Raw genomic sequence first — 21618 nt, forward strand, 5'->3', positions numbered from 1 at the left:
ATGGCGATGATTCCGATGCCGGACAAGGACACACCTGTCTGGACCGATGCCGAGATGCTGGAATGCGTGAACGTTTTACCGGAGGCACCAAACGTGAAGACTTTCACGTTCCGTCCGCCGTCCGGCAATCGGTTTGTTTACAAGGCAGGCCAGTTCATCACGCTTGATCTGCCAGTCCCCGGCGGGAACGTGCAACGCACCTATACGATTTCCTCTTCACCAGTGACACAGGCCTATTTGTCGGTGACGGTGAAGGCCCAGGAAGGCAGCATCGGGACGCGCTGGATGCTCGATCACCTGGCCCCGGGCATGAAGATCAAGGCCTTTGGGCCTGCAGGCCTGTTTCATTTGCCGCCTAATCCTGACGGCAAATTCCTGTTCATTTCCGCCGGATCTGGCGTGACGCCGATGATGTCGATGGCGGGCACGTTGTTCGAGCGCGGTGAAGAGCCGGATATCTGCTTCATTCAGTGCGCCAACCGGCCGGCAGAGCTGATTTTCCGCAAGCGTCTGGAATATATGGCCTGCCGGACGAACGGTCTGCAGTTGCATTTCGTTGTCAATCAAAGCGATCCTTACGAGGTTTGGACCGGCTATCGCGGTTACTTCAACCAGCTGATGCTTGGTTTGATGTGCAACGACTATTTGGAACGCGACGTCTATTGCTGCGGCCCTGAAGGGTTCATGGAAGGTGTGCGTGAGATCCTGAACGCGCTCGGTTACGACATGGACCGGTATCATCAGGAAAGCTTCCAGGCTCCGGCGGAGACCAAGGAAGAGCTCACCGAGTTCGACGACGTGGTCCCGCAGGAAGACACCAAGGCGCATATCGTCTTTACCGGTTCCAACGTGTCGGCCTGGTGTTCTGAGACGGATACGGTTCTGGCTGTTGCCAAGGAGGCCGGGTTGAATATTCCGTCCGGCTGTACATTCGGCGTTTGTGGGACCTGCAAGGTCAAGAAGGTGTCTGGCGACGTGCATATGGTGCACTCCGGCGGTATCAGCGATGAGGACATCGAGGATGGTTTCATCCTGGCCTGTTGCTCCAATCCGATTGGCACCGTCGAAGTCGAAGTCTAATCCGGACCGAATAAAACATTCAAAAATTGAGATGTATCAATGGCGGTGGCCGTAATCGTGCCGTATCCTCCAAAAAAACAAAGCTTTCTTGGGAGGATGGTATGAAAACGGGTTTAACCACGGCTGTCGCCATCGCGATTGGAGCGTTTGGGTTTGTCAGCTTTGCAACAGCCAACGCGGCTGACAAGGCAGATGCTCCGGACGGCGTAACCGCCTATTCGGTCGAGGCAGACTTCGAAGATGTCCGGTTCGGTCTTGAGACCGCGATCATCAACAGCGGCCTCGTCATCGACTACACCTCCCATATTGGTGAGATGCTTGCGCGCACATCCGCCGATGTCGGGGGAACAAAGCAGATCTATGCCAACGCCCAGGCGATGCTGTTCTGCTCTGCGGATCTGTCGCGAAAAGTGATGGAAGCCGATCCGGCCAACATCGCCTATTGTCCTTACACCTTGTTCGTTTACGACACGCCGGACGCGGAAGGCAGCATCACGGTCGGGTTTCGCCGCTTGTCCGAAACCGGATCAGATGCATCCAAGGCGGCGATCCGTGACATCAACGCACTGTTGGATGGCATTGCACAGGAAGCTGTCTCTGAGTAACGGAGCAGAGGGGGAAGCGGATCACTCAGTCTTTGCTGATTGAAAAGCGCTGGCGCACCTTGTCGGAGTTCAGTTCCCGAAACGCTTCGCGTCCTACCCGCCTTACGGTTTTGTTCTGATCTTCAGAAAGCTCTTCAGCGAGCTGAAGGGCAGGGCCATGCAGACTGGCAGACCGCTTTCCGATCTGGCGCAAGGCCCAATGAACCGCCTTCCAGACAAAATTTCGGGGATCGCTGGCGGCTGTTCTGATCAGTGGCAGGTAGCTGAGAAAATCGGTGTCCGGCGATTTCTTCGCGTGAACGGCGCGCCAGGCGATCAGCGCGAAGGCTGCGCGCCGGAGGAACTCTTCTTCTTTGGCTGCGAGGGGTGCGATCAAGCCGTCTGATCTTTCCCGCCGAGCCAGGACGTTTGTCAACTGATCGCAGTGGTCCCAGGACCTGATCTCGGCCATCCAATGCAGGGCGCGCTCGTCCGTCAAGGCTGCTGGCGGAATGATCAAAATGGCGAGCAGACGCGCTTCATGATACCCGCTGGCCCAAAGCTCATCAGCCAGGTTTTCGTGTTTGCCAATACGCCGCGCCAAGGGACGCAGCTCTGCCATTGGAACGCCGAAGGCCTTGGACGTTTCAATGCCGAACCGCGCCATGCCGGCGCGGTTTTCTTCTGAGCACAGGGCCGTCAAGGTGTCCAGAACGTGATCTAAAGACCAGTCTTCACCGGAAGGTTTTGGGCGGCGGGACACGTTGAATTAGCTTTTGTCGGCGTTCCGCAAGCGGGCGACCAAGCTGGAGGTGTCCCACCGGTTTCCGCCCATGGCCTGGACTTCCGCGTAGAACTGGTCGACCAGTGCGGTTACCGGCAAGCGGGCACCGGTGTCGCTTGCGGTTTTCAGGCAGATACCCAGGTCCTTGCGCATCCAGTCGACCGCAAAACCATAATCGAATTTGCCGTCGCGCATGGTTTCCCAGCGGTTTTCCATCTGCCAGGACTGTGCTGCACCACCGCGAATGGCGGAGATGACGGTCTCCACGTCGAGGTTTGATTTCTCGGCAAAATGAATGGCTTCAGACAGTCCTTGAACCAGTCCGGCGATGCAGATCTGATTGCACATCTTGGTGAGCTGTCCGGCGCCGCTCGGACCCATCAAGCCGACAAACTTGGAAAAGCAATCGATGACCGGCTTGGCTTTGTCGAAGACATCTTCATCTCCGCCGCACATGACGGTCAAAACGCCATTTTCAGCACCTGCCTGGCCGCCTGAAACGGGCGCATCGATAAAACCGCAGCCCTTTGCTTTGGCCGCTTCATAGAGTTCGCGTGCGACCTCTGCGGAAGCCGTTGTGTTGTCGATGAAAATCGCGCCGTCTTTCAGGCTGTGAAACGCGCCGTCTGGGCCAGTTGTGACAGACCGCAAATCATCGTCATTGCCGACGCAGCAGAAGACAAAATCACACCCCTCAGCGGCTTCCTGCGGGGTCTTTGCGAAGGAGCCGCCATACTCGGCCGCCCATTTTTCTGCCTTCGCAGTTGTGCGGTTGTAGACCGTGACGTCATGGCCGCCTTTGGTCTTCAAAAACCCGGCCATCGGGTATCCCATGACCCCAAGACCGATGAATGCCACCTTTGCCATGATTTTGCTCCCCATGCAGACGAAGGCCCGGCTTGCCGCCGGGCCTCGGTGTTCAGATGTTCGGCAAAGTTCTAGGGCATCTTGATGGACTTGTCAGTCCCTTGCTCAGATCCAATACGGTCCGCGACGCCACAAGCGTGTGTGACGTGTTCTTGCTGCCGTTTGCTGATCTTGATGCTGTTGGGTAGCAGGATCAGGGCGTGTGTTTTGTGTGAAGCGTGTTGCCTCAAAGAAAGAACGGGCATAAACGTTAAACATGATCTAACATCCTTCTATCCGGTTGACTGGAGATAATGTGCGTTTTCTCGCCTTCTTTAGCGAGTCAGGAAGATTTTCAATATGTAAGGAAATCTAATATATGGATTGGCGCAACATGCCCCCGCTGAATAGCCTTCGTGCATTTGCGACTGTCGCGGAAAGCAAAAGCCTGTCCGCTGCCGGACGTGAGTTGAACGTCACACATGCAGCGATCAGCCAACAGGTGCGGGCTCTGGAGAAACACCTTGGTCTTCCGCTTGTCGTCCGGGCAGGGCGTGGAATCGAGCTCACGGACGAAGGGCGGCAGCTCTATGAGGGCCTTCGAAAAGGGTTTGAAACGATCGGTGAAACCGTTGAGGCTATTGGCGCAAGCGGAGAAGCCCGCCCGCTGAACATCACGATGACACCCTCATTTGCAGTGAGTTGGTTGATGCCTAGGATCAACGATTTCCGGCATAAACATCCAGGTGTTGAGCTCATGCTCAATCCGAGCGCCGAGGTGACCGAACTGGCGCCTGGCGGTACGGACCTTGCTATTCGTTTTGGAAAGGGCAATTGGCCTGGATTGGAAGCCGAATTGTTCTTGGCGACCAATTTCGTTGTGGTCGGGGCGGATTGCCTGATTGGCGACCGGAAAATAGAAAATCCGGAAGATATCCTGGAGTTTCCCTGGCTTCAGGAATACGGGACAAATGAGCTTGGCGTCTGGTTGGAGCGGCAGGGGGTTGTTCCGAAAAACAAGCTGAGCGTTACGCACCTGCCTGGCTACATGGTTCTGGAAGGTCTTCGCCGCGGAGAAGGCATCTCCGCCACTGCGAAGGCTTTTATCCAGCCTGACATTGATGCCGGAAATCTAAGGGTGCTGTTTGAGGAGGGCCTCTATCCGGGGACAGGGTATTATTTGGTCACACGGCCCGGCGTAAAGCGGCCCGCCCTGAAGAGCTTTATCAGTTGGCTCCGCTCGATGATGCAGGAATGAGCCGAGCAGTCTTTTTGTTGCGGCGGGTTATTTGGGTGCAAGCAACGCGAGACCGACCACAATCAGCATTGACATTGCCACGGCGATGTTCACCCGCCGTTGCACATGCGGGGCAAGATTGAGCCGGTGGATTGTCATTCCAACATATAACCAACCAAAATGTATCGGGATCCAGATCAGGTTCATGATCAGGAACTTTAATAGCGTTTCCGCGACGAGGCTCGACGGCAAAAAAGCAAACCCCGTCAGCAAGGTTGTGTTCACGGCATAGGCCTTGGGGTTGACCAACTGCAGTGTGACGCCTGCCCAAAAGCCAGGCACGCTTGGTGCTTCCTTGAACGCAATACGCGTTCCCGCAAAGGCAATCCGATAGGCAAGGTAAAGGAGGTAAAGCACCGAGGCGATCAACAGACCTGCGCGAATGTTTTCATTTGCCAGGATTACGGTCGCCATGCCGGACACAACGGCGATCGCAACCAGATTGGTGCCGATGAATAGCCCGGCAATGTAGCGGGCGCCGGGACCAAGCCCGAACGCAGATCCTACACCTGCTACCGACAAGACGCCGGGCCCAGGAGTGATGATCAAGAAGAAAACAGCAAGAGCGAATGTGATCATGCACGTCCTCCTCTCGATTTGTGTCGGATCACCGGCCTATTGCGATTGATGTGTCTGTTATCCCAGGATCATGGATTAGATTGCTTTCAGTGCCGCATCGAAGTCGGCGATCAGATCATCGATGTGTTCGATGCCAAGCGAGAGGCGCAGGAGGTTCCCCGGGATACCGGAAGTTTCGCCTTCAATGGAGCGGCGATGCTCGATGAGGCTTTCCGTACCGCCCAGCGATGTTGCCCGCTGGAACAGCGTCAGCGCTCCGGTGACTTTGAGCGCTTCCTCTTTGCCGCCCTTGGTCTGAACGGACATCAAAGATCCATATCCGCCCGACATCTGTGCCTTTGCGACTGTGTGGTCCTTGTGGCCGGCTAGCCCTGGATAAAGGACCTTCTCGATCTTTGAGTGCGTCTCAAGGTGTTCTGCCAAAGCCTGTGCGTTGGCATTCATGCGCTCAACGCGAAGGCTCAGGGTTCTGAGACCCCGCAGCAGCAGCCAAGCTTCGAATGAGCCCATCACGGCGCCGGCCATCTTGCGTTCCGTCTTGATGAAGTCCCAGGCTTCTGACTTGGCATCGCGTGTGGTGACGACACCGCCAAGGAGATCAGAGTGTCCGTTCAAGGCTTTTGTTGCCGAATGCATGACCAAATCCGCTCCAAGTGTGAGCGGCTTCAGGATCAGCGGGGTTGCGGCTGTGGCGTCGACCGCAAGGAGAGCGTCCGCAGCTTTACAGAGTTCTGCGGCTTTCTCGATGTCTGCGACCTTGAGGTAGGGATTGCTTGGAACCTCAAGCCAGACAAGGTCGGGCTTGGTGATAGCCAGTTCATCACGGAAGGTGGCGAGATCGCTCGCATCGCATTCAACCAGGGCGATGTTGTTGCGGGCGCAGTGTTCACGCAGGAACAGAGTGGTTCCCCAATAAATCCCGGACTGGACCATCAAAGTACCGCCCGGTTTCACAATCCGTGCAACAGCTGCAACTGCGGCCATGCCTGAAGAGAACAGCCGGCTTTCCGCGCCGTTTTCCAGCGTTGCGAGTAGATTCTCCGTCTTGCGGAAGAGGTCATTGTCGTCCCGGCTATAAAGGTGCCCATCGCTGACCAAGGCGTAGTTCTCGTCCCGCACAAATGTCGTCGCCACCGGAATGGGAGGCACAACAGCCCCGGTCGCGGCATCGAACCCTCCGCCGCCATGAGCGAGGAGCGTGTCAGCGTGAAGCGGTGGTTTGTGTGAGGACATGAAAGGCTCCATCACCACGCCCAGTGTCGAGAACAGATGAGCGGGTTTATCAATATTGAAGAATTGGGGAAGCGGTGAGGGGCTCACCGCTTCAAGTGCCGGGTCAACCGGGCTTCGATTTTGTCCCAGATCCGGCGCAGCGTTTCCACGATCAACAGATAGGCAACCGCCGCCCAGATGTAAGCCTGGAAGTCGTAGGACCGCGAATAGGCACGGCGAGTTTCACCCATGAGATCGTAGATTGTCACGATTGAGGCAATCGCCGATCCCTTGATCATCAGAATGATTTCGTTGCCATAGGGCCGCAGGGCGACCATCAAGGCCTGGGGCAGGATGATCTTGAAGAAAATCACATTTCTGGAGAGCCCAAGAGCCTCTCCGCCCTCCCATTGGCCTTTCGGCACGTTCTGGATCGCGCCGCGCAGGATCTCTGCCTGATAGGCCGCCGTGTTCAGCGAGAACGTGAAGATCACACAGTACCAGGCGTCCCGGAAGAACCACCAGAGACCAGCAGCTTTCAGCTCTTCGCTGAAGGATCCAAAGCCGTAATAGACCATGAACGCCTGGGCGAGCAGAGGCGTGCCGCGGAAGAAGTTCACATAGGCATAGGCCGGCCAGGAGAAGATTTTCAGTTTTGACGCGCGCCCGGCTGCAATCGGCACCGACAGCAGGGCCCCCAGCACCAGTGAGACGCTGACGATCTGGATCGTGACGATGAAGCCATCGACATATTCAGGCCAGTACTTCTGGAAAAACGGGCTCGCGACGTTCGAGCCAAGAAAGTACAGCAGATAAAGACCGGATAGGATCCAAAGCGCCATCAGGACATGGCCGGCGATCCGGAGGTTGGTCCACTTTTTCTGCGGTGGTGGCGGGCGTGTCATGCCGGTTGAGGGATTGGCTGCGATCATCTTGCGGCGTCTCCCCGTTTGGACCAGCGTTCAATGCGGAGCAGCCCCACAGAGGAAATCATGGTCAGAAGGAGGTAGATGACCAGCACCAGCCCGAAGAACAGGAACGGCTCTTTGGTCACACGTGCAGCAATTCCGGCTTCTCGAACCAGGTCTGCCAAGCCGATGACGGACACAAGCGAGGTTTCCTTCAACAGGATCAGCCAGAGATTTCCAAGCGCGGGCAAGGCAAGGCGGATCAACTGCGGCAGGATGATCAAACGCATTGTCTTGTAGCGCGACAGGCCAAGCGCGTAGCCGCCTTCATATTGGCCTTGCGGAATGCCGTTGAATGCGGACAGGAAGGCTTCGGAGGCATAGGAGGAAAACACCAAAGACAGCGCTACCATCCCTGCGACGAAGGAGTTGACCTCGAAGTAGATGTCGTAGCCGAGCAGTTTGATGAATTCCTGGATGGCGATTTGAACGCCGAAATAGACCAGGAACAGGGTCAGGAGCTCAGGAAGGCCACGGAAGATTGTTGTGTAGATGTTGGCCGCCAGCTTGAGGCTGGGTTCGGACGAGTTTTTGGCCAGTGCAATCAGAAAACCAAGGATAAGACCGATCGGTAAGGTCGCGAGCGCCAGCGATACGGTGATCAGCACACCTGAGGCAATCGTATCACCCCAGCCTTGTTCCCCAAAAGATAACAGCGTCAAAGCTTCATTCATGAGCCGGCGCTTCTTTCTGTTTTGTCGTTGTTAGTCCAGCCGCCCCTCCGGCTGGCAGCGTGAGGACCACCTCACGATAAAGCGTGGCCCGGAGGTCCGCGCCACGCTTCAAAGGTTTTCACACCGCGATCAGATTAGCCGCCGTATACGTCGAAGGAGAAGTACTTGTCGTTGATTTCTTTGTACTTTCCGTTCGCAATGATGGCTTCGATCGCTGCGTTGAATTTGTCTTTCAGTTCATCTTCGCCCTTGCGGATCGCGATGCCGGCACCTTCACCGTTGATGACCGGATCGGACTTCAACGTGCTCAGAACTTTACAGCATGCACCGTTGTCGGTTGCGAGCCAGTCGGACAGAACCACAACGTCTTCGATCACAGCGTCGATACGGCCGTTTTCGAGATCCAGCTTGTATTCGTCAGCAGTCGGATACAGCTTCAGTTCGGCATCCGGGAAGTGCGCTTCCGCATAGTTGGAGTGGGTCGTGGAGGACTGTGCACCAAGAAGAATGCCGCTCAGGTCTTCCTTGGTAACGCCGGTCAGCTTGGTGTCTTTCGGAACACCGATTGCCGGAGGAGTGTTGTAGTACTTGTTGGTGAAGTCGACCTTCTGCTTGCGCTCTTCGGTGATCGACATGGACGCGATGATCGCGTCGTATTTGCCAGCCTGAAGTGCCGGGATCATGCCGTCCCAGTCCTGAGTGACGAATTCGCACTCGACCTTCATTTCTTCGCAAAGAGCGTTGGCGATATCGATGTCGAAGCCAACAAGCTGACCGTCAGCGGTCAGGGAGTTGAACGGAGGGTAGGCGCCCTCGGTTCCGATGCGGACCTTGGACCAGTCTTTTGCAGTTGCGCCACCAACCGTGGCCAGGACTGCAACCGCAGCTGCGGCCATACGCACAAAACGCATATTGATTCCCCTAGTATTTTGTTTGGGTTTCAGGCGGGTTCGTCCCGCCTTTTTGCCCGAAGGCCCTATTCCATACACTTCGATCCAAATTTCAAGCATGCTCATAAAAAAAACACAGCGGAAATTTGCCTTTTTTTGATCCAATTAGGCATGCCGTAGGGAAATGCTGGCCGGTTGGCGAACATTGTTGTTTGGTTTTGCCTAATATCGAGACAATTATCTTTCGCGGCCGTTGTCGATGCTGTTCGCCAAGAGAGCGGTATCTTGCCGTGCTCCGGCGGGTTCGTTCGCATCCGCGGGGGTGGCGTCGGAAATGGCGAGTACCGAGGCAAGAGAAACGACGGGCTTGAAAAGGGCTGATCTGCTGGTGCTTTCGTCAGAAGATGGCGCAAACACGGGCTGCTGACTCGCCTCAGCGATTTTTTGCTCAAACTGGGCACGCTCTGCTTCTGGAAGATTGTCCAGATCCTGTTCGCTCAGTCCATGCTTTTCAAGTTTGAGGTGGCGCAATTTCTGATCTTCGGGCAGCGCTTTCCAGTCTTCGTATTGGCGGGCGAGCTCTGCCCTGATCTCAGACATGTTGAAAGGAGATTTGGACGAAGAAAGATGTTTGTTTGTTTGGGCAACGGTCAAAGTCTTGGCTGCGGCGGAAACGGTCATTGGATGTAAGTCCTTAAAAATTAGAAACGCATGTTCCGATGCAAACAGCATGCCGTTGTCCACCCATGAGACTTCCTTATGGAATTGATGAACTTATTCAATTTGATGCGGCCGTTGGGTGCCGGTAGGACATTATCGCCCGGCACAGTTTGCCGGTTGCATCTCATGAAACAATCTGGAAACGGATTTGAAAGCGGGCGGAGCAGATGGCCGAATTCGAACTCTTCATCGGCAACAAGAACTATTCGACCTGGTCGTTCCGACCCTGGATCGCGATGCGGCACAAGGGTATTGCGTTTAAGGAAACGCTTGTTCCCTTCGATTTTGAAAACGGCAATCCGAAGTTTCGTGATTTCTCGCCAAGTATGAAAGTGCCTGTGCTGAAGCACGGTGATCTCACGGTTTGGGACAGCCTGGCGATCCTTGAATATGTTGCCGATTGTGAACCTGAGACGGGCCTTTGGCCGACGGATCTTAAATCGCGTGCGCGCGCAAGATCAGTTTCGGCGGAAATGCATTCAGGTTTTCCAGCTCTGAGAGCCGAATGTCCGATGAACATGCGCCGGCCGGCTGAAAAGCGGTCCGTCAGCGAGGCTGTCCAGGCGGATGTCGGCCGGATCCTTGAGATTTGGGAAGAGTGTCTCGAGGCCTCCGGCGGACCGTTTTTGTTCGGCGATTTCACGATTGCAGATGCCATGTATGCGCCCGTCGTGAGCCGCTTTAACACATACGGCCTCAGCGATGCGTCTGTTGCCGCCAAATACAGCCAAACCTTGCGCGGGCTTGATGCCTGGCAGGAATGGGAAGCTGAGGCACTCAAGGAGACGTGGGTCGTCGCCGTGGATGAGGTTTGACGGGCTTATTCCGCTGCAGCCAAATGGGTGTTCGGGTCTGCGAAGGCCTGCTGCTCATCCAGATGAGCTTGAAGGTCCGAGACAAACTGGCGGACTTTCATTGGTATGAAGCGGTAAGACGGATAAACCGCGTGGATGGGATGAACACCATAGGACCAATCCTCAAGGATCAGTTCCAGTTCTCCCGTTCCAAAGTGCGGTGCTGACAGCCAGGTTACCGCGGTGGAGATGCCCAAGCCTGCGATTGCTGCACGGCGGAGGGCCGCTGAATTGTTGATCACCATTGTTGGCGACACAGCAACCTTGGTTGCCTTTCCTGTGGGGCCGACGAGGTCGATGGATCCAGCCTCGGCGATATGCGGATAAAGTAGGAAGTCGTGCGTTTTGAGATCTTCCGGTGTCTCGGGGCGCCTCCTTCGGTTCAGATAGTCTGGTGAGGCAACAAGGCATCGTTTCATGTCGCCGAGCTTCTTAACGATCAACCGGTCGTCACGCAAATGCCCCATGCGAATGGCGACATCAATCCGTTCCTTTTGCAGATCCACCATGGCGTCCGACAGTTGCACGTCGAACAAGATGTTCGGATAGGCCGCCTTGAACTTGGTCAGGAAGCCTGCCAGCTCCGGCTCTGTGAAGGCATACGGCAGGCTGACGGTGAGGCGGCCACTCATTTGGGCTTCATTGCTTTGTACCGACCGGTCCGCCTCGGAGAGCTTTTCCAGAATGTCACTGGCATAAGCGAAATAGCGTTCCCCCGCCTCGGTCAAAGACAAACGCCGGGTTGTGCGGTTGATCAGCCGTGTTCCGAGCGTGTCCTCCAGGCTTCGGACCTGTTGGCTGACCGCTGGCTGTGACACGCCCAGGTGCGTTGCGGCCGCGGAAAAGCTGCCCAGTCTCACCGCGTTCACAAAACTGCTGAGCGCGCTCAATTTGTCCATTTCAGTCTCCTGAAGCCGCCAGAAAATGTAATTCATAAGTTGAGCTTCTGGTTCTTATAAATAATCTCCGGCTTTAAAATCCAGAAGAATAAATCAATTAAAGGGCACGGCCTCTTTAGGGGGCGGATTGGCAGAACGGCATTGGAGAACAGGTATGACCGTTGAAACAATTTCCATGAACCGGCGTGGCTTCTTGGGCGGCGCCATGACCGGCGGTGCTGCACTTGGCGCGGCAAGTGCTTTGAGCCTAGTCCCGGCAACAGCACATGCGGTAGCGCCTTTGGCAAGGTCACCAATGGCGGGTGCTTTGCGGCGCAAAGTCGGTGACTTCGAAGTGACAGCGCTTCTCGACGGTTACCTGCAACTGGGTCCAGAACTCTTCGTTGGCTACGAAGAAGAAACTGCGGCGAAACTTCGTGAGGCGGCCTTTATTGAAGGTCAGGCCCTCACTGGACCGGTGAACGCTTATCTCGTCAACACCGGGGACAAATTGGTGCTGATCGATGCGGGCACATCCGACAAGATGGGGCCGACACTGGGGCATCTAAGCAGTGCTTTGTCCGCAGCTGGTGTCACGCCGGAACAGATCGATGCGGTTCTGATCACCCACATGCACCCGGACCACCTTTTCGGCGTGTTGACACCGACAGGTGAAAAAGCGTTCCCGAATGCTGAATTGCTGCTGCCTGAGCTGGATAACACCTTCTGGTACGATGATGCGGCGATGAACGCAGCACCTGAACAGTTCAAACCGTTCTTTCTGGGGGCTCGCGCAAGTGCGGATGCCTACAAGTCCACCCAGACATTGTTCAATCCGGGAAAGGAACTCTTTCCGGGTATCACTGCAAAGGCCTTGCCGGGCCACACGCCCGGACATGTCGGTTTTGTCATCGAAAGCAATGGCGAACAGCTGATCATTGCGGCGGACATCATTCACGCAACAACGTATCAATTCGAGAACCCGGAATGGGCGATTGCCTTTGATATTGATCCAGCGCAGGCAATTGAAACCCGGAAGAAGTTTTTCGATGAGGTTTCGGCCGACAGGGTGATGTTTGCCGGAATGCACATCCCGTTCCCGGGTTTTGGCTATCTCGCCAAACAGGGCGATGGCTACCGCTTCGTTGCAGCGGACTGGCCGTACACCTTCTAAAGGACTTCTGAAAGAGGTGGGAGCGCTTGGACGGCGCTCCTACAAAACACCCATACCGGAGAACGGTAGGAAGGTGACGAGCTCTCCGCGTTTTACAGACGTTGCGTCTTCCGGGATCTCGATCAGCCCGTCCGCTTCGCGCAACCCCGTGATCAGGCCAGAGCCGTCTCTGTCGAACTTGCGGGCGATCGTCCTGCCGTCTTCGTCTACCCCGAGGATACCTCTGTAGAACTCCCGGCGGTCCGGCTTCTTCTTTGGAACCTCGAAGTCCGCCGGGGCCTGGAACCGTTGTGGTTTCACAAAACCGCCGCCACCCAAAACACTGATGACCGGGCGGCCATAGAGCAGAAAACAGACCATCGCCGCGACCGGGTTGCCGGGCAGTCCAAGAAACACGCAGTTTTCGATCTGGCCGAACATCATAGGCCGTCCCGGCTTGATGGCGAGTTGCCACATGTGCCGTTGGCCAAGCTTTTCCAGCGCGGTCTGCATGTGATCTTCTTCGCCGCGGCTTGCCCCGCCGGTCGTCAAGATGATGTCAAAGGTCTTTGAGGCTTCAGCCAGAGTGTTTTCGACAAGACCCGCATCGTCCTTCAAGATCCCCAGATCTTCGATCTCAACCGGCAATCCTGCGGCGAGGCTTTTCAGCAAGTAGTGATTGGAATCGTAGACGTCTCCAACGGTGATCAGATCGCCAGGCCGGCGCAATTCATCGCCGGTTGAAACGAGCGCAACCTTGAGCTTTCGATAGACCGTGATTTCAGCAAGTCCGGTCGATGCAATTGCCGCAAGGTCTTGAGGCTTCAGCCGGTGCCCGGAGGTCAATATCTTCGTGCCCTCGGCAACATCTTCCCCGGCCTTCCGGCAATTGGCACCTTTCTTGAGGCCTTGGGGCACGATGACGAAATCTTCGCCGTCCTGGCTGTGAGTTTCACAGTCTTCCTGCATGGCGACCGTGTCCGCCCCCGGCGGCATGACGGCTCCGGTGAAGATCCGGGCGGCGCCCCAAGGTGTAAGCATTTCATTGCTGGCATGACCGGCGGCAACACGCTGGCGCAACCGGAAAAAACCACCGGCTTCATCATGGTCCGCAAAGCGGAATGCATACCCGTCGACAGCGGAATTGTCGGCGAGCGGAATGTTGCGCGGCGCGGTTATGTCTTCTGCCAGGATCCGGCCGAGCGCTTCGCCCAGGGTAATGGTCTCCGATAGGGCCACCGGCGCAAGCCGGTCTTTCAGAATAGCCAGGGCTTCAGCGTGTTTCAGCCGGTCCTTGTCGTGCAGAAAGCAGTCGTTCAAAAGCGGCTTTGCTGTCATGACTGGACACTCTGCAGGCTGAGGTGGCTGGTTATGAAGTCAGCAAGACCTGAGATGTCGTTAAGATCATAAACAGGCAGTGTTTCGTCAGGAATTGCATGATCAGCGGCAACAGCCAAAATGTTTGGGTCGTCCGGTGACAAAGGTCCTTTGCTGGCCGATTCGATGCGTCTGGCTTCAATCTTCGGATGGTTTTCCCGCTTATACCCTTCGATCAGGATCAAGTCGCAGGGCGCCAATCGTGGGAGGATAGCTGAAAGCGGTGGCTCTTCTTCCTCGCGCAGCTCGTGCATCAAGGCCCAACGGCGGCCGGACACAAGAGCGACTTCAACGGCACCTGCCTCCCGGTGCCGGTAACTGTCGGCGCCTGGCCGATCGATATCGAAGTTGTGGTGGGCGTGTTTGACTGTCGAGACCTTAAGGCCACGTGAGGTGAACTCCGCCACCAGCCGGGTCACCAATTGCGTCTTGCCGGAGTTCTTCCAGCCAGTAATTCCGAAGACAGGCGTTGATATCATGAGGACAAAAGGCTCGCCGCGTTGCGGGCCGTCTCAAGATCATCCGGCCGGTTGGCATTGAAAAACGGATCGAGGCCGGTCGCCTGATCCAACTCGAAGCCGACTTCGATGCTGTCATGCCGGTCGACAAAGGCCAGAACCTTGCCGCTTTGTCCCGTCGACAGCCAGTCGTGCAGATCGTTATAGAGCGCGACCGGCCAAAGACCAAAGACCGGGTGGAGTTTGTCAGAAGAACTGGCGAGTGCGATCACCGGTTTGTCGCCAGGAGCCGCTTCCAGGAAACGATCAACAAGGTTGGATGGATAGAACGGTGTATCACCGGCGACTGACACGACATGACTGAAGTGAGGCAGATTGCGCCGTGCGTGATCAAGTCCAGCAAGGACACCGGCAAGAGGGCCTGCAAAGCCGCCGATTGGGTCAGGCTCTACCGGAAGCCGGAACTGGGCAAACCGCTCGGGGTCGCCATTTGCATTCAGAACGATCTGGGAGACCTGCGGGTTGAGCCGATCCAGAATGATCTCCAGCATCGATTTGCCATTGAGGTCAATCAGCGTCTTGTCGCCGCCGCCCATCCGGCGCGATTGCCCGCCCGCGAGCACACAGCCGAGGACACGGTCTTTGGAGATCCGAGCATTTGCCGGGGTCATTCCGCTTTTTCACTCCCTTTCCGGCCGGAACCGCGGGGTTCGTCGTCCGCAAGCGCGGGATCCATATCAAAGTCAATTCGTTCAGAGCCGGACAGCACGACGAATCTCTTGCCCCGCGCCCGGCCAATCAAAGTCAAACCGGCTTGCTGGGCAAGTTCCACGCCCCAAGCGGTAAAGCCGGAGCGCGACACGAGTATCGGAATCCCCATCATGACAGTCTTGATCACCATTTCGGATGTCAGACGTCCTGTTGTGTAGAAGACCTTGTCGTCTGCTGGGATCTTGTTCAGCTCCATCCAGCCGGCGATCTTGTCGACAGCGTTATGGCGGCCGACATCCTCCATGTAGACCAGCGGCTGGTCATGACGGCACAACACGCAGCCGTGGATCGCACCAGCTTCCAGATACAGCGACGGTGTTGTGTTGATCGCCTTGGTAAGCGCATAGAGCCAGGATGTTTTCAGCCGGGCGTCCTTTGGAAGGTCAATGGTTTCAAAGCCCTCCATGACATCACCGAAAACGGTGCCTTGGGCACAGCCGGAGGTCCGTACCTTCTTCTTCATCTTGTCTTCGAAGTTGGTCTCGCGCTCTGTGCGAACGATAACCACTTCGAGATCATCATCGTATTCGATCCCGGTGATGACATCGTCGGGTGCCAGCATGTTCTGGTTTTTGAGATAGCCGACGGCAAGCAGGTCCGGATGATCACCGATGGTCATCATCGTGACCACTTCCTGGGAATTCAGAAACAAGGTGAGAGGTTTTTCGGTGACCACTCTTGTGTCGACCTCGGCACCGGTATGGTCGACCCCGGTCACGGTGGTCGAAAGGGCGGGATTGAAAGGGTCGGGTTGCAGTATGTAGGGCGCCGTCACAGGCACAGAACTCCAAAGTTGTTTCGTCTGGAAGACTATGGGAGCCAAAGGGGGAAGGGCAAGCACTTAAGTCTGTTTTCGAAAGCGCATAAGTGCCATGAACACTCCCCCTGCAAGAAGTCCCCAAAAGGCGCCGGACACTCCGAAGAAGCTGACGCCGGAGGCCGTGATTGCAAAGGTGATGATCGCGCTGTCCCGCGTTTCGGCCTCTTTGGTCGCTTCACCGATTGAAAACGCAAGCGCGCCAAGCAAGGCAAGACCTGCTACAGCTTCAATCAAGATGCCAGGTGTTGCGGCCACGAAAGCCATAACCAAACCGGCGAAGAGACCGAACAGGATATAGATCACACCGGCAAACACGGCCGCCCAATAGCGGGCGGCTGGATCCTTATGCGCATCTTCACCGGCGCACATGGCGGCCGTGATTGCGGCAAGGTTTACGGCGTGCCCGCCGAACGGGGCCGATACCAAGCTGAAGACACCGGACAGTGTAAACAAAGAGCTGCTGTTCGGTTGGTAGCCAAAGGCTCTCAAGACCGCGATGCCCGGTATGTTCTGAGACGCCATCGTCACAATAAAAAGCGGCAGTGCGATGCTGACCAGTGCCTCGAAAGTGAACACGGGGAGGATAACAAGCGGTTGGCTGATGAGAGGCGTTTCTCCAAGATCGAGCGAACCGCCGGTCAAAAACGCAATGCCAAAGGTGACGACCATGGCCAGCGGGACGGCGTAAAGCCTGGCAAAACGCACAGCGACTGCCCAGGACAGGATCACCGCCAATGCATAGACCGGCATTTCGCCAACCGCCCGCACCGGAGCAAGACACAGCCCGAAAAGAACGCCCGCGAGCATGGCATTTGCCAGCGGACTTGGGATAGCCGCAACGGCGCGCCCAAAAGGACGGATCAGGCCTGCGAGAATGATCAGAACAGCGCACACAAGAAAGGCACCAACTGCAGCCGCAAAGCCTCCCTCGATTGGGCCGGCGGATGCAAGCAAGGCTGCACCGGGCGTCGACCAGGCAATGCTGACCGGGATCTTTGTCCAGAGCGATGCGACGACAGCGCAAAGGCCCATGGAGATGGACAGAGCCATCAGACCGCTGGTTGCCTCAGCGGGCGTGGTTCCGGTGGCATTCAACCCCTGGATGACGATGGCGAAGGAACTGGCAAAGCCCACGATTGCGGCGAGCAGTCCGGCAGAAAAAGACTGGAAGGACGGGTGTGCGGCGGACATGAAAATGTGATTCCAAGGAAAGGGAACCACACCCTAGTCCGCACGGAGCGGAGATGGCCAGATCAGTTCAGCCGCAAACCGTTCTCTTTGGAGTTCGGGTCCGGGCTCAGATCATCAACATGTCGTTGGTCATCCGGCCTTCGCGCAGCTCCTTGGCGAAGTGGCTGAGCGCCAGATAAGCCTCATCGCGGGTGACTTCACCTGGATGATCAAGGAGTGGGCGGAGTTCTGCATGCCGGGATGCAGCAATGCCGTCCGTCAGATCTCGGAAGAACATCAGCGAGTTCGGAAACAACCGGTAATCGGCCGGCTCGTGAATGATGCCCTCAATGTCGTGGAGGCGTGGATCGTTCATGACACAGTACACGGTGTCGAGCACTGGTCCGGTGTAGCCTTCCAGGACCTGAATGATGTGCTGATCGACAAGAAGCAAAGCCCCGGTCACACCTGCACGACGGTTGATGCGCCGAATGCGCAGCAAGGTCTTGTCGATTTCATCCGGCAGGGGCAAGCGCATGTTGTTCCATTTAATCTTGCTGCGGTAGCAGGCCCGGTAGAGTTCCATTTGCTTGTGTCCCATCCAATCCCTGACAAGACCAGCCTGCGCTTCAATTCCTCACATTTGCTTAAAATTTGAATCAAATTGGAAGAAGAGGACCGGTTTTCGACAGGTCCTCTCCTTGGTCTGCTGATTCCGGTGCTGTTGGCCTAAAAGATCAGCATCAAGAAAGCTGTGCACAAATACATTGGCTGATCTTCTTGTGTGAAAGCGGCTCAGATGTCTCGCGACAGCTTGAACATTAGGCCGTTCTTAACTGCTGGCCATTCGTGTGGAAGAATCGAATAAACCGCCGTATCCCTCAACGCACCATCTGCGGATCTTTGGTGGGACCGCAAGACGCCATCAAGCCGCGCGCCAAGCCGCTCGATGGCTGTCCGGCTCTGCCGGTTCAGGAAGTGGGTCCGGAACTCCACCGCTATACAGTCCAGCTCTTCAAAGGCGTGCGTGAGCAGCATCAGCTTGCACTCTGTGTTAAGGCCGGTTCGTTGAACAGACTTACGATACCAGGTGGAGCCGATCTCGACACGTTTGTGAACCGGATCGATGTTCATGTATGTCGTCATGCCGACTGCCTTGCCATCCGGTGTGAGAACCGAAAAGGGCAACATCGATCCGGCGTCCTGCAATCCCAGGCGCCGCTCTATTTCTGCCCGCACGTCTTCAGGCTTCGGAATGCTCGTATACCAGGCTTTCCATAAATCCCCTTCGGCCGAAGCTTCCGAGAGATCGTCCGCGTGTTCAAGGCTGAGAGGAACGAGAGAGACATGTGTACCGGTCAAGGTAATGGGTAGGGGCCAGGACATCGAATGATCCGCTAGTTTGTTGGTGCGTTGGTTGTCTATCAGAAGGGGCGTTCTTCGCCGCTCCATTTGAAGAACTTGCCGGTGTCTTTCAACGTGAGGGTTTCGCTTAAGTTCAGAATGCCCGAAGCAACATCGGCCGGGCAATTGTCGGCCTCCGGTCCGCCCATGTCGGTGCGGACCCAGCCCGGATCGATCAAGGCGACCGGAACACCTTCGTCTTCGAGCTCTGTTGCCAAACCTTGCATCACCTTGTTCACCGCCGCTTTGGATGCCCGATAGGCGATGCGGTCGGACTTGCGATAGCCCATCCAGGACATCTGGCTGGAGACCGTGATGATCGTCCCGGGTTTGCCTTTCAAGATGTGAGGCAGAAAGGATTGGCTGACGGCAAGGGGACCAAGGGTGTTGATTGCCAGCGTTTCGTGAAAGCCGTCATAGTCCATATCGAGAGGACTTTGCCGGTCGGGTCCGATAATGCCCGCATTGTTTATCAGGACGTCGATTGAGGCGTCGAGTGCTTCTGCAGCTGCTTCCACGGCCTTGTGATCGGTGACGTCAAACACGAGAGGCGAGACTTTGCCGTCAAAGGCTTCAGTGACTTCGCGGGCGGCCTCCGCTGACCGGACAGACCCATACACAGTCCAGCCCTTAGCAAGAGCGGCGGCGACAAGTTCGCGGCCAATTCCGCGATTGATGGCGGTAATCAGACAGGTGGTCATATGTTTTCTCGAAAGGTGGCTGTTCAGGCGACAGGGCCGAAACTATCCGGGCTGCCTGGGGAGGGGCAAGGACAACATTGTCCTCTCTCCGCAAGGGGGACAATGTTGAGCGCTCAACACACCTTGTAACGCGCAATCATCAACCCTAAGAAACAGAAGGAAATCACCTTAAGGGGTGAAAATCATAGAATAAGGTGATTTAGGGCCGATATGGCACATCAGCGGAGGAGCGCTGCGATCACCTGAGACCGACAGGACGCATAGATGAGTGAAACCATAAAAAACGCCGTGATGGACCGGCTGCGCCAAATCAAAGGGCCTGACCTGGAGGGCGACATCGTCTCGCTTGGACTGGTTTCAGACGTCTTCGTGTCCGATGGCCGTGTGGCATTTTCGATTACCGTCCCAGCTGCGCGAGCTCAGGAATTGGAGCCCTTGCGTCAGGCGGCCGAGAAAGTCGTGAAGGAAGTTGAGGGTGTTGAAAACGCCATGGTTGCTCTCACTGCGGAGCGCGCGCCTGGAAGTGCTCCCCCACGTCCGCCGCAGCCAGCGCCTGCGCCGCGAGCGTCAAGACCCCCGCAAGAAGAACAGGCCTCCGCTAAACCGGGTGTTCCGGGGATTAAGCACATTGTTGCAGTTGCGTCCGGAAAGGGCGGTGTTGGCAAATCGACCACAACTGCGAACCTCGCTCTGGGCATGGCTGCAAATGGTATGAAGGTCGGTGTTCTCGATGCCGACATTTATGGACCGTCCGTGCCGCGGCTTTTCAATGTCTCCGGACGTCCGGAAGCCTTGTCCGGTCGCATGCTCAAGCCGTTGGAAGGCTATGGCGTCAAGGTGATGTCCATGGGCTTCATGGTTGAAGAAGAAACTCCGATGATCTGGCGTGGTCCGATGGTGATCTCCGCGCTCACACAGATGCTGCGCGAAGTTGCCTGGGGTGAGCTCGATGTCCTCGTGGTCGATATGCCTCCTGGAACCGGCGATGCGCAGCTCACAATGGCCCAACAGGTGCCGCTCGCAGGGGCTGTGATTGTCTCTACCCCGCAGGATCTTGCCTTGATAGATGCGCGCAAAGGGCTTGCCATGTTTAAGAAGGTCGACGTGCCAGTTCTCGGCATCGTTGAAAACATGAGCTACTTCCTCTGCCCGGATTGCGGCAGCCGCCATGACATCTTCGGCCACGGGGGCGCACGCGCCGACGCTGAGCGTCTTGGTGTGCCGTTTCTAGGAGAGGTGCCGTTGGCGATGAAGATCCGCGAGACGTCCGATGCAGGAACGCCAATCGTTGTGTCTGATCCGGAAGGCCAGTCTGCGCAAATCTACAAAGAGATCGCGGGCAAAGTGATGGCCGGCATCGAAGGCGGGACGGACGGTGCAGATCGCGCAGCACCCGCGATTGTTTTTGAATAGTTAGCGCAATAGTTTAGTTTGGATCGGGCAGGGGCGATGTTCCTGCCCGAATTTCGTTTAAAGGCATTTTTATGGACCATCCGAGCAACAGCCGGGCGATTGCTGCGATGCTGATCGCCATGGCTGGCTTCATCTTGAACGATACGCTGGTCAAGATGGCTTCTGACGCGGTGCCGCTCGGACAGATCATTCTGGTACGTGGTTTGATCTGCATCGCCGCGCTGGGCGTTGCCGGTGCCGTGACCGGGCTGTTTCACAATGCGCGTGTTCTGGCGCATCCAGCGGTACTGGTTCGGGCACTCGCAGAGACAGCGGCCACCATCCTATATTTGACGGCGCTCTTCCAGTTGCCGATCGCCAATGCGACTGCCATTCTTCAAGTGTTGCCGCTCGTGGTAACAGCCGCAGCAGCGGTTTTCCTAAAAGACGCGGTTGGGTGGCGCCGATGGAGCGCGATCCTTGTCGGTCTGATCGGTGTTTTATTGATTATCCGGCCGGGATTGGAGGGCTTCAACGCGTTCTCCCTTCTGGCACTGGCAGGTGTTGGCTGCATGGCGCTGCGGGATCTTGCAACCCGTCAGTTGCCCAAGGATGTCCCGACCCTCGGTGTCGCCTTGGTAAGTTTTATTGCCGTGACGCTGCTTGGTACCTTCTTAACCCTGCAATCCGGCTGGACGGATCTGTCTTTGGTGGAATACGGCTATCTCGGCGGGGCGGCTGTTTTTGTCCTGGCTGGATACGTCTTCATTATTCTGGCGATGCGGCTTGGGGACATCGCCGTGGTTGCGCCCTTCCGGTACACCATTGTCGTCTGGGCGATTTTTCTGGGCTACATTGTGTGGGGCGATGTCCCGGATGGAATCACATTGGTAGGCATTGCTATCGTCATCGCTTCCGGCACCTACAGCTTTTTCCGGGAGCGCAAAGCTGTCGCAGCGGACACAAGATGATATGCAACTATCGCGATAGTTGGTACCGCATTCAA

Annotated in this window: 24 protein-coding genes; 7 read left to right on the forward strand and 17 right to left on the reverse strand. The window is 56.4% G+C overall.

What is annotated here, in order from left to right:
* Nucleotides 1-1080 carry a hybrid-cluster NAD(P)-dependent oxidoreductase gene (locus RBB44_RS14880; protein ID WP_306148495.1) on the forward strand — a complete coding sequence of 360 codons (1080 nt, stop codon included), beginning with the start codon at nt 1-3 and terminating at the stop codon, nt 1078-1080.
* Between the two features lie 101 nt (nt 1081-1181).
* Complete coding sequence (locus RBB44_RS14885; protein ID WP_306148496.1) at nt 1182-1685, forward strand: DUF302 domain-containing protein; 504 nt, start codon at nt 1182-1184, stop codon at nt 1683-1685.
* A gap of 25 nt (nt 1686-1710) precedes the next feature.
* Here the strand turns inward: RBB44_RS14885 and RBB44_RS14890 are convergent, their stop codons facing one another.
* Together RBB44_RS14890 and RBB44_RS14895 are read right to left on the reverse strand one after the other, a co-directional pair.
* Nucleotides 1711-2427, reverse strand: a complete 717-nt coding sequence (locus tag RBB44_RS14890) for a DNA alkylation repair protein (protein WP_306148497.1) — start codon at nt 2425-2427, stop codon at nt 1711-1713.
* Nucleotides 2428-2433: 6 nt separating this feature from the next.
* Entirely contained in the window at nt 2434-3315 is an 882-nt protein-coding gene (locus RBB44_RS14895) for an NAD(P)-dependent oxidoreductase (protein WP_306148498.1), read from the reverse strand.
* A 358-nt stretch (nt 3316-3673) separates the two neighbouring features.
* Between RBB44_RS14895 and RBB44_RS14900 the strand changes: the two genes are divergently transcribed.
* Nucleotides 3674-4552 carry a LysR substrate-binding domain-containing protein gene (locus tag RBB44_RS14900; protein ID WP_306156129.1) on the forward strand — a complete coding sequence of 293 codons (879 nt, stop codon included), beginning with the start codon at nt 3674-3676 and terminating at the stop codon, nt 4550-4552.
* 27 nt (nt 4553-4579) lie between these two features.
* On the opposite strand, the gene RBB44_RS14905 is transcribed toward RBB44_RS14900, so the two are convergent.
* The 6 genes from RBB44_RS14905 to RBB44_RS14930 all read right to left on the reverse strand — a co-directional run bounded on the left by RBB44_RS14905 (nt 4580) and on the right by RBB44_RS14930 (nt 9595).
* Entirely contained in the window at nt 4580-5170 is a 591-nt protein-coding gene (locus RBB44_RS14905) for a LysE family translocator (protein WP_306148500.1), read from the reverse strand.
* 75 nt (nt 5171-5245) lie between these two features.
* On the reverse strand, nt 5246-6403 hold the full coding sequence (locus tag RBB44_RS14910; RefSeq protein WP_306148501.1) for a PLP-dependent aspartate aminotransferase family protein: 1158 nt from the start codon (nt 6401-6403) through the stop codon (nt 5246-5248).
* 83 nt (nt 6404-6486) lie between these two features.
* Nucleotides 6487-7314, reverse strand: a complete 828-nt coding sequence (locus tag RBB44_RS14915; protein ID WP_008190950.1) for an ABC transporter permease — start codon at nt 7312-7314, stop codon at nt 6487-6489.
* Nucleotides 7311-8024, reverse strand: coding sequence for an ABC transporter permease (locus RBB44_RS14920; RefSeq protein WP_133947030.1), 714 nt, complete (start codon nt 8022-8024; stop codon nt 7311-7313). The genes RBB44_RS14915 and RBB44_RS14920 overlap by 4 nt, the downstream gene beginning before the upstream one ends.
* Before the next feature lie 134 nt (nt 8025-8158).
* Complete coding sequence (locus RBB44_RS14925) at nt 8159-8935, reverse strand: ABC transporter substrate-binding protein (RefSeq protein WP_209175070.1); 777 nt, start codon at nt 8933-8935, stop codon at nt 8159-8161.
* A 216-nt stretch (nt 8936-9151) separates the two neighbouring features.
* Complete coding sequence (locus tag RBB44_RS14930; protein WP_306148502.1) at nt 9152-9595, reverse strand: hypothetical protein; 444 nt, start codon at nt 9593-9595, stop codon at nt 9152-9154.
* A 206-nt stretch (nt 9596-9801) separates the two neighbouring features.
* Here RBB44_RS14930 and RBB44_RS14935 point away from each other — a divergent pair, with 206 nt between their 5' ends.
* Complete coding sequence (locus RBB44_RS14935) at nt 9802-10449, forward strand: glutathione S-transferase family protein (protein WP_306148503.1); 648 nt, start codon at nt 9802-9804, stop codon at nt 10447-10449.
* A gap of 5 nt (nt 10450-10454) precedes the next feature.
* Here RBB44_RS14935 and RBB44_RS14940 read toward each other — a convergent pair whose 3' ends face one another.
* On the reverse strand, nt 10455-11387 hold the full coding sequence (locus RBB44_RS14940) for a LysR family transcriptional regulator (protein WP_306148504.1): 933 nt from the start codon (nt 11385-11387) through the stop codon (nt 10455-10457).
* A 154-nt stretch (nt 11388-11541) separates the two neighbouring features.
* Here RBB44_RS14940 and RBB44_RS14945 point away from each other — a divergent pair, with 154 nt between their 5' ends.
* Nucleotides 11542-12540 carry an MBL fold metallo-hydrolase gene (locus RBB44_RS14945; protein ID WP_306148505.1) on the forward strand — a complete coding sequence of 333 codons (999 nt, stop codon included), beginning with the start codon at nt 11542-11544 and terminating at the stop codon, nt 12538-12540.
* Between the two features lie 39 nt (nt 12541-12579).
* Here the strand turns inward: RBB44_RS14945 and glp are convergent, their stop codons facing one another.
* The 8 genes from glp to RBB44_RS14985 all read right to left on the reverse strand — a co-directional run bounded on the left by glp (nt 12580) and on the right by RBB44_RS14985 (nt 19220).
* Nucleotides 12580-13857: a gephyrin-like molybdotransferase Glp gene (gene glp, locus RBB44_RS14950; protein ID WP_306148506.1), complete on the reverse strand. Its 1278-nt coding sequence runs from the start codon at nt 13855-13857 to the stop codon at nt 12580-12582.
* Entirely contained in the window at nt 13854-14375 is a 522-nt protein-coding gene (gene mobB / locus RBB44_RS14955; protein ID WP_306148507.1) for a molybdopterin-guanine dinucleotide biosynthesis protein B, read from the reverse strand. Before mobB ends, glp begins: the two co-directional genes overlap by 4 nt.
* Nucleotides 14372-15025, reverse strand: a complete 654-nt coding sequence (gene mobA / locus RBB44_RS14960; RefSeq protein WP_306148508.1) for a molybdenum cofactor guanylyltransferase MobA — start codon at nt 15023-15025, stop codon at nt 14372-14374. The genes mobB and mobA overlap by 4 nt, the downstream gene beginning before the upstream one ends.
* Nucleotides 15022-15900, reverse strand: a complete 879-nt coding sequence (gene fdhD / locus RBB44_RS14965; protein ID WP_306148509.1) for a formate dehydrogenase accessory sulfurtransferase FdhD — start codon at nt 15898-15900, stop codon at nt 15022-15024. Before fdhD ends, mobA begins: the two co-directional genes overlap by 4 nt.
* Nucleotides 15901-15966: 66 nt before the next feature.
* Nucleotides 15967-17136 (reverse strand): benzoate/H(+) symporter BenE family transporter, encoded by a 1170-nt coding sequence (locus RBB44_RS14970; RefSeq protein ID WP_306148510.1) that lies wholly within the window; start codon nt 17134-17136, stop codon nt 15967-15969.
* Nucleotides 17137-17242: 106 nt separating this feature from the next.
* Nucleotides 17243-17701: a BLUF domain-containing protein gene (locus RBB44_RS14975; protein WP_306148511.1), complete on the reverse strand. Its 459-nt coding sequence runs from the start codon at nt 17699-17701 to the stop codon at nt 17243-17245.
* 209 nt (nt 17702-17910) lie between these two features.
* Nucleotides 17911-18501 carry a GNAT family N-acetyltransferase gene (locus RBB44_RS14980; RefSeq protein WP_306148512.1) on the reverse strand — a complete coding sequence of 197 codons (591 nt, stop codon included), beginning with the start codon at nt 18499-18501 and terminating at the stop codon, nt 17911-17913.
* 38 nt (nt 18502-18539) lie between these two features.
* Nucleotides 18540-19220 (reverse strand): SDR family oxidoreductase, encoded by a 681-nt coding sequence (locus RBB44_RS14985; RefSeq protein WP_306148513.1) that lies wholly within the window; start codon nt 19218-19220, stop codon nt 18540-18542.
* A 264-nt stretch (nt 19221-19484) separates the two neighbouring features.
* On the opposite strand from RBB44_RS14985, the gene RBB44_RS14990 reads away from it, so the two are divergent.
* Nucleotides 19485-20633 carry an Mrp/NBP35 family ATP-binding protein gene (locus tag RBB44_RS14990; protein ID WP_306148514.1) on the forward strand — a complete coding sequence of 383 codons (1149 nt, stop codon included), beginning with the start codon at nt 19485-19487 and terminating at the stop codon, nt 20631-20633.
* Between the two features lie 71 nt (nt 20634-20704).
* Nucleotides 20705-21583: a DMT family transporter gene (locus RBB44_RS14995; protein WP_306148515.1), complete on the forward strand. Its 879-nt coding sequence runs from the start codon at nt 20705-20707 to the stop codon at nt 21581-21583.
* Nucleotides 21584-21618: the final 35 nt, after the last annotated feature.

The sequence above is a fragment of the Roseibium sp. MMSF_3247 genome, assembly GCF_030733765.1.
Taxonomy (GTDB): Bacteria; Pseudomonadota; Alphaproteobacteria; order Rhizobiales; family Stappiaceae; genus Roseibium.

Bases quoted from the DNA above. Each gene is read 5' to 3' on its own strand.
- glp (WP_306148506.1), bottom strand. From the start codon at position 13,857: ATGACAGCAAAGCCGCTTTTGAACGACTGCTTTCTGCACGACAAGGAC.
- RBB44_RS14895 (WP_306148498.1), bottom strand. From the start codon at position 3,315: ATGGCAAAGGTGGCATTCATCGGTCTTGGGGTCATGGGATACCCGATG.
- RBB44_RS14975 (WP_306148511.1), bottom strand. From the start codon at position 17,701: ATGGAACTCTACCGGGCCTGCTACCGCAGCAAGATTAAATGGAACAAC.
- RBB44_RS14910 (WP_306148501.1), bottom strand. From the start codon at position 6,403: ATGTCCTCACACAAACCACCGCTTCACGCTGACACGCTCCTCGCTCAT.
- RBB44_RS14885 (WP_306148496.1), top strand. From the start codon at position 1,182: ATGAAAACGGGTTTAACCACGGCTGTCGCCATCGCGATTGGAGCGTTT.
- mobA (WP_306148508.1), bottom strand. From the start codon at position 15,025: ATGACCCCGGCAAATGCTCGGATCTCCAAAGACCGTGTCCTCGGCTGT.
- RBB44_RS14945 (WP_306148505.1), top strand. From the start codon at position 11,542: ATGACCGTTGAAACAATTTCCATGAACCGGCGTGGCTTCTTGGGCGGC.
- RBB44_RS14925 (WP_209175070.1), bottom strand. From the start codon at position 8,935: ATGCGTTTTGTGCGTATGGCCGCAGCTGCGGTTGCAGTCCTGGCCACG.
- RBB44_RS14940 (WP_306148504.1), bottom strand. From the start codon at position 11,387: ATGGACAAATTGAGCGCGCTCAGCAGTTTTGTGAACGCGGTGAGACTG.
- mobB (WP_306148507.1), bottom strand. From the start codon at position 14,375: ATGATATCAACGCCTGTCTTCGGAATTACTGGCTGGAAGAACTCCGGC.
- RBB44_RS14980 (WP_306148512.1), bottom strand. From the start codon at position 18,501: ATGTCCTGGCCCCTACCCATTACCTTGACCGGTACACATGTCTCTCTC.
- RBB44_RS14880 (WP_306148495.1), top strand. From the start codon at position 1: ATGGCGATGATTCCGATGCCGGACAAGGACACACCTGTCTGGACCGAT.
- RBB44_RS14930 (WP_306148502.1), bottom strand. From the start codon at position 9,595: ATGACCGTTTCCGCCGCAGCCAAGACTTTGACCGTTGCCCAAACAAAC.
- RBB44_RS14915 (WP_008190950.1), bottom strand. From the start codon at position 7,314: ATGATCGCAGCCAATCCCTCAACCGGCATGACACGCCCGCCACCACCG.
- RBB44_RS14995 (WP_306148515.1), top strand. From the start codon at position 20,705: ATGGACCATCCGAGCAACAGCCGGGCGATTGCTGCGATGCTGATCGCC.
- RBB44_RS14935 (WP_306148503.1), top strand. From the start codon at position 9,802: ATGGCCGAATTCGAACTCTTCATCGGCAACAAGAACTATTCGACCTGG.
- RBB44_RS14900 (WP_306156129.1), top strand. From the start codon at position 3,674: ATGGATTGGCGCAACATGCCCCCGCTGAATAGCCTTCGTGCATTTGCG.
- RBB44_RS14990 (WP_306148514.1), top strand. From the start codon at position 19,485: ATGAGTGAAACCATAAAAAACGCCGTGATGGACCGGCTGCGCCAAATC.
- RBB44_RS14970 (WP_306148510.1), bottom strand. From the start codon at position 17,136: ATGTCCGCCGCACACCCGTCCTTCCAGTCTTTTTCTGCCGGACTGCTC.
- RBB44_RS14905 (WP_306148500.1), bottom strand. From the start codon at position 5,170: ATGATCACATTCGCTCTTGCTGTTTTCTTCTTGATCATCACTCCTGGG.
- RBB44_RS14985 (WP_306148513.1), bottom strand. From the start codon at position 19,220: ATGACCACCTGTCTGATTACCGCCATCAATCGCGGAATTGGCCGCGAA.
- RBB44_RS14920 (WP_133947030.1), bottom strand. From the start codon at position 8,024: ATGAATGAAGCTTTGACGCTGTTATCTTTTGGGGAACAAGGCTGGGGT.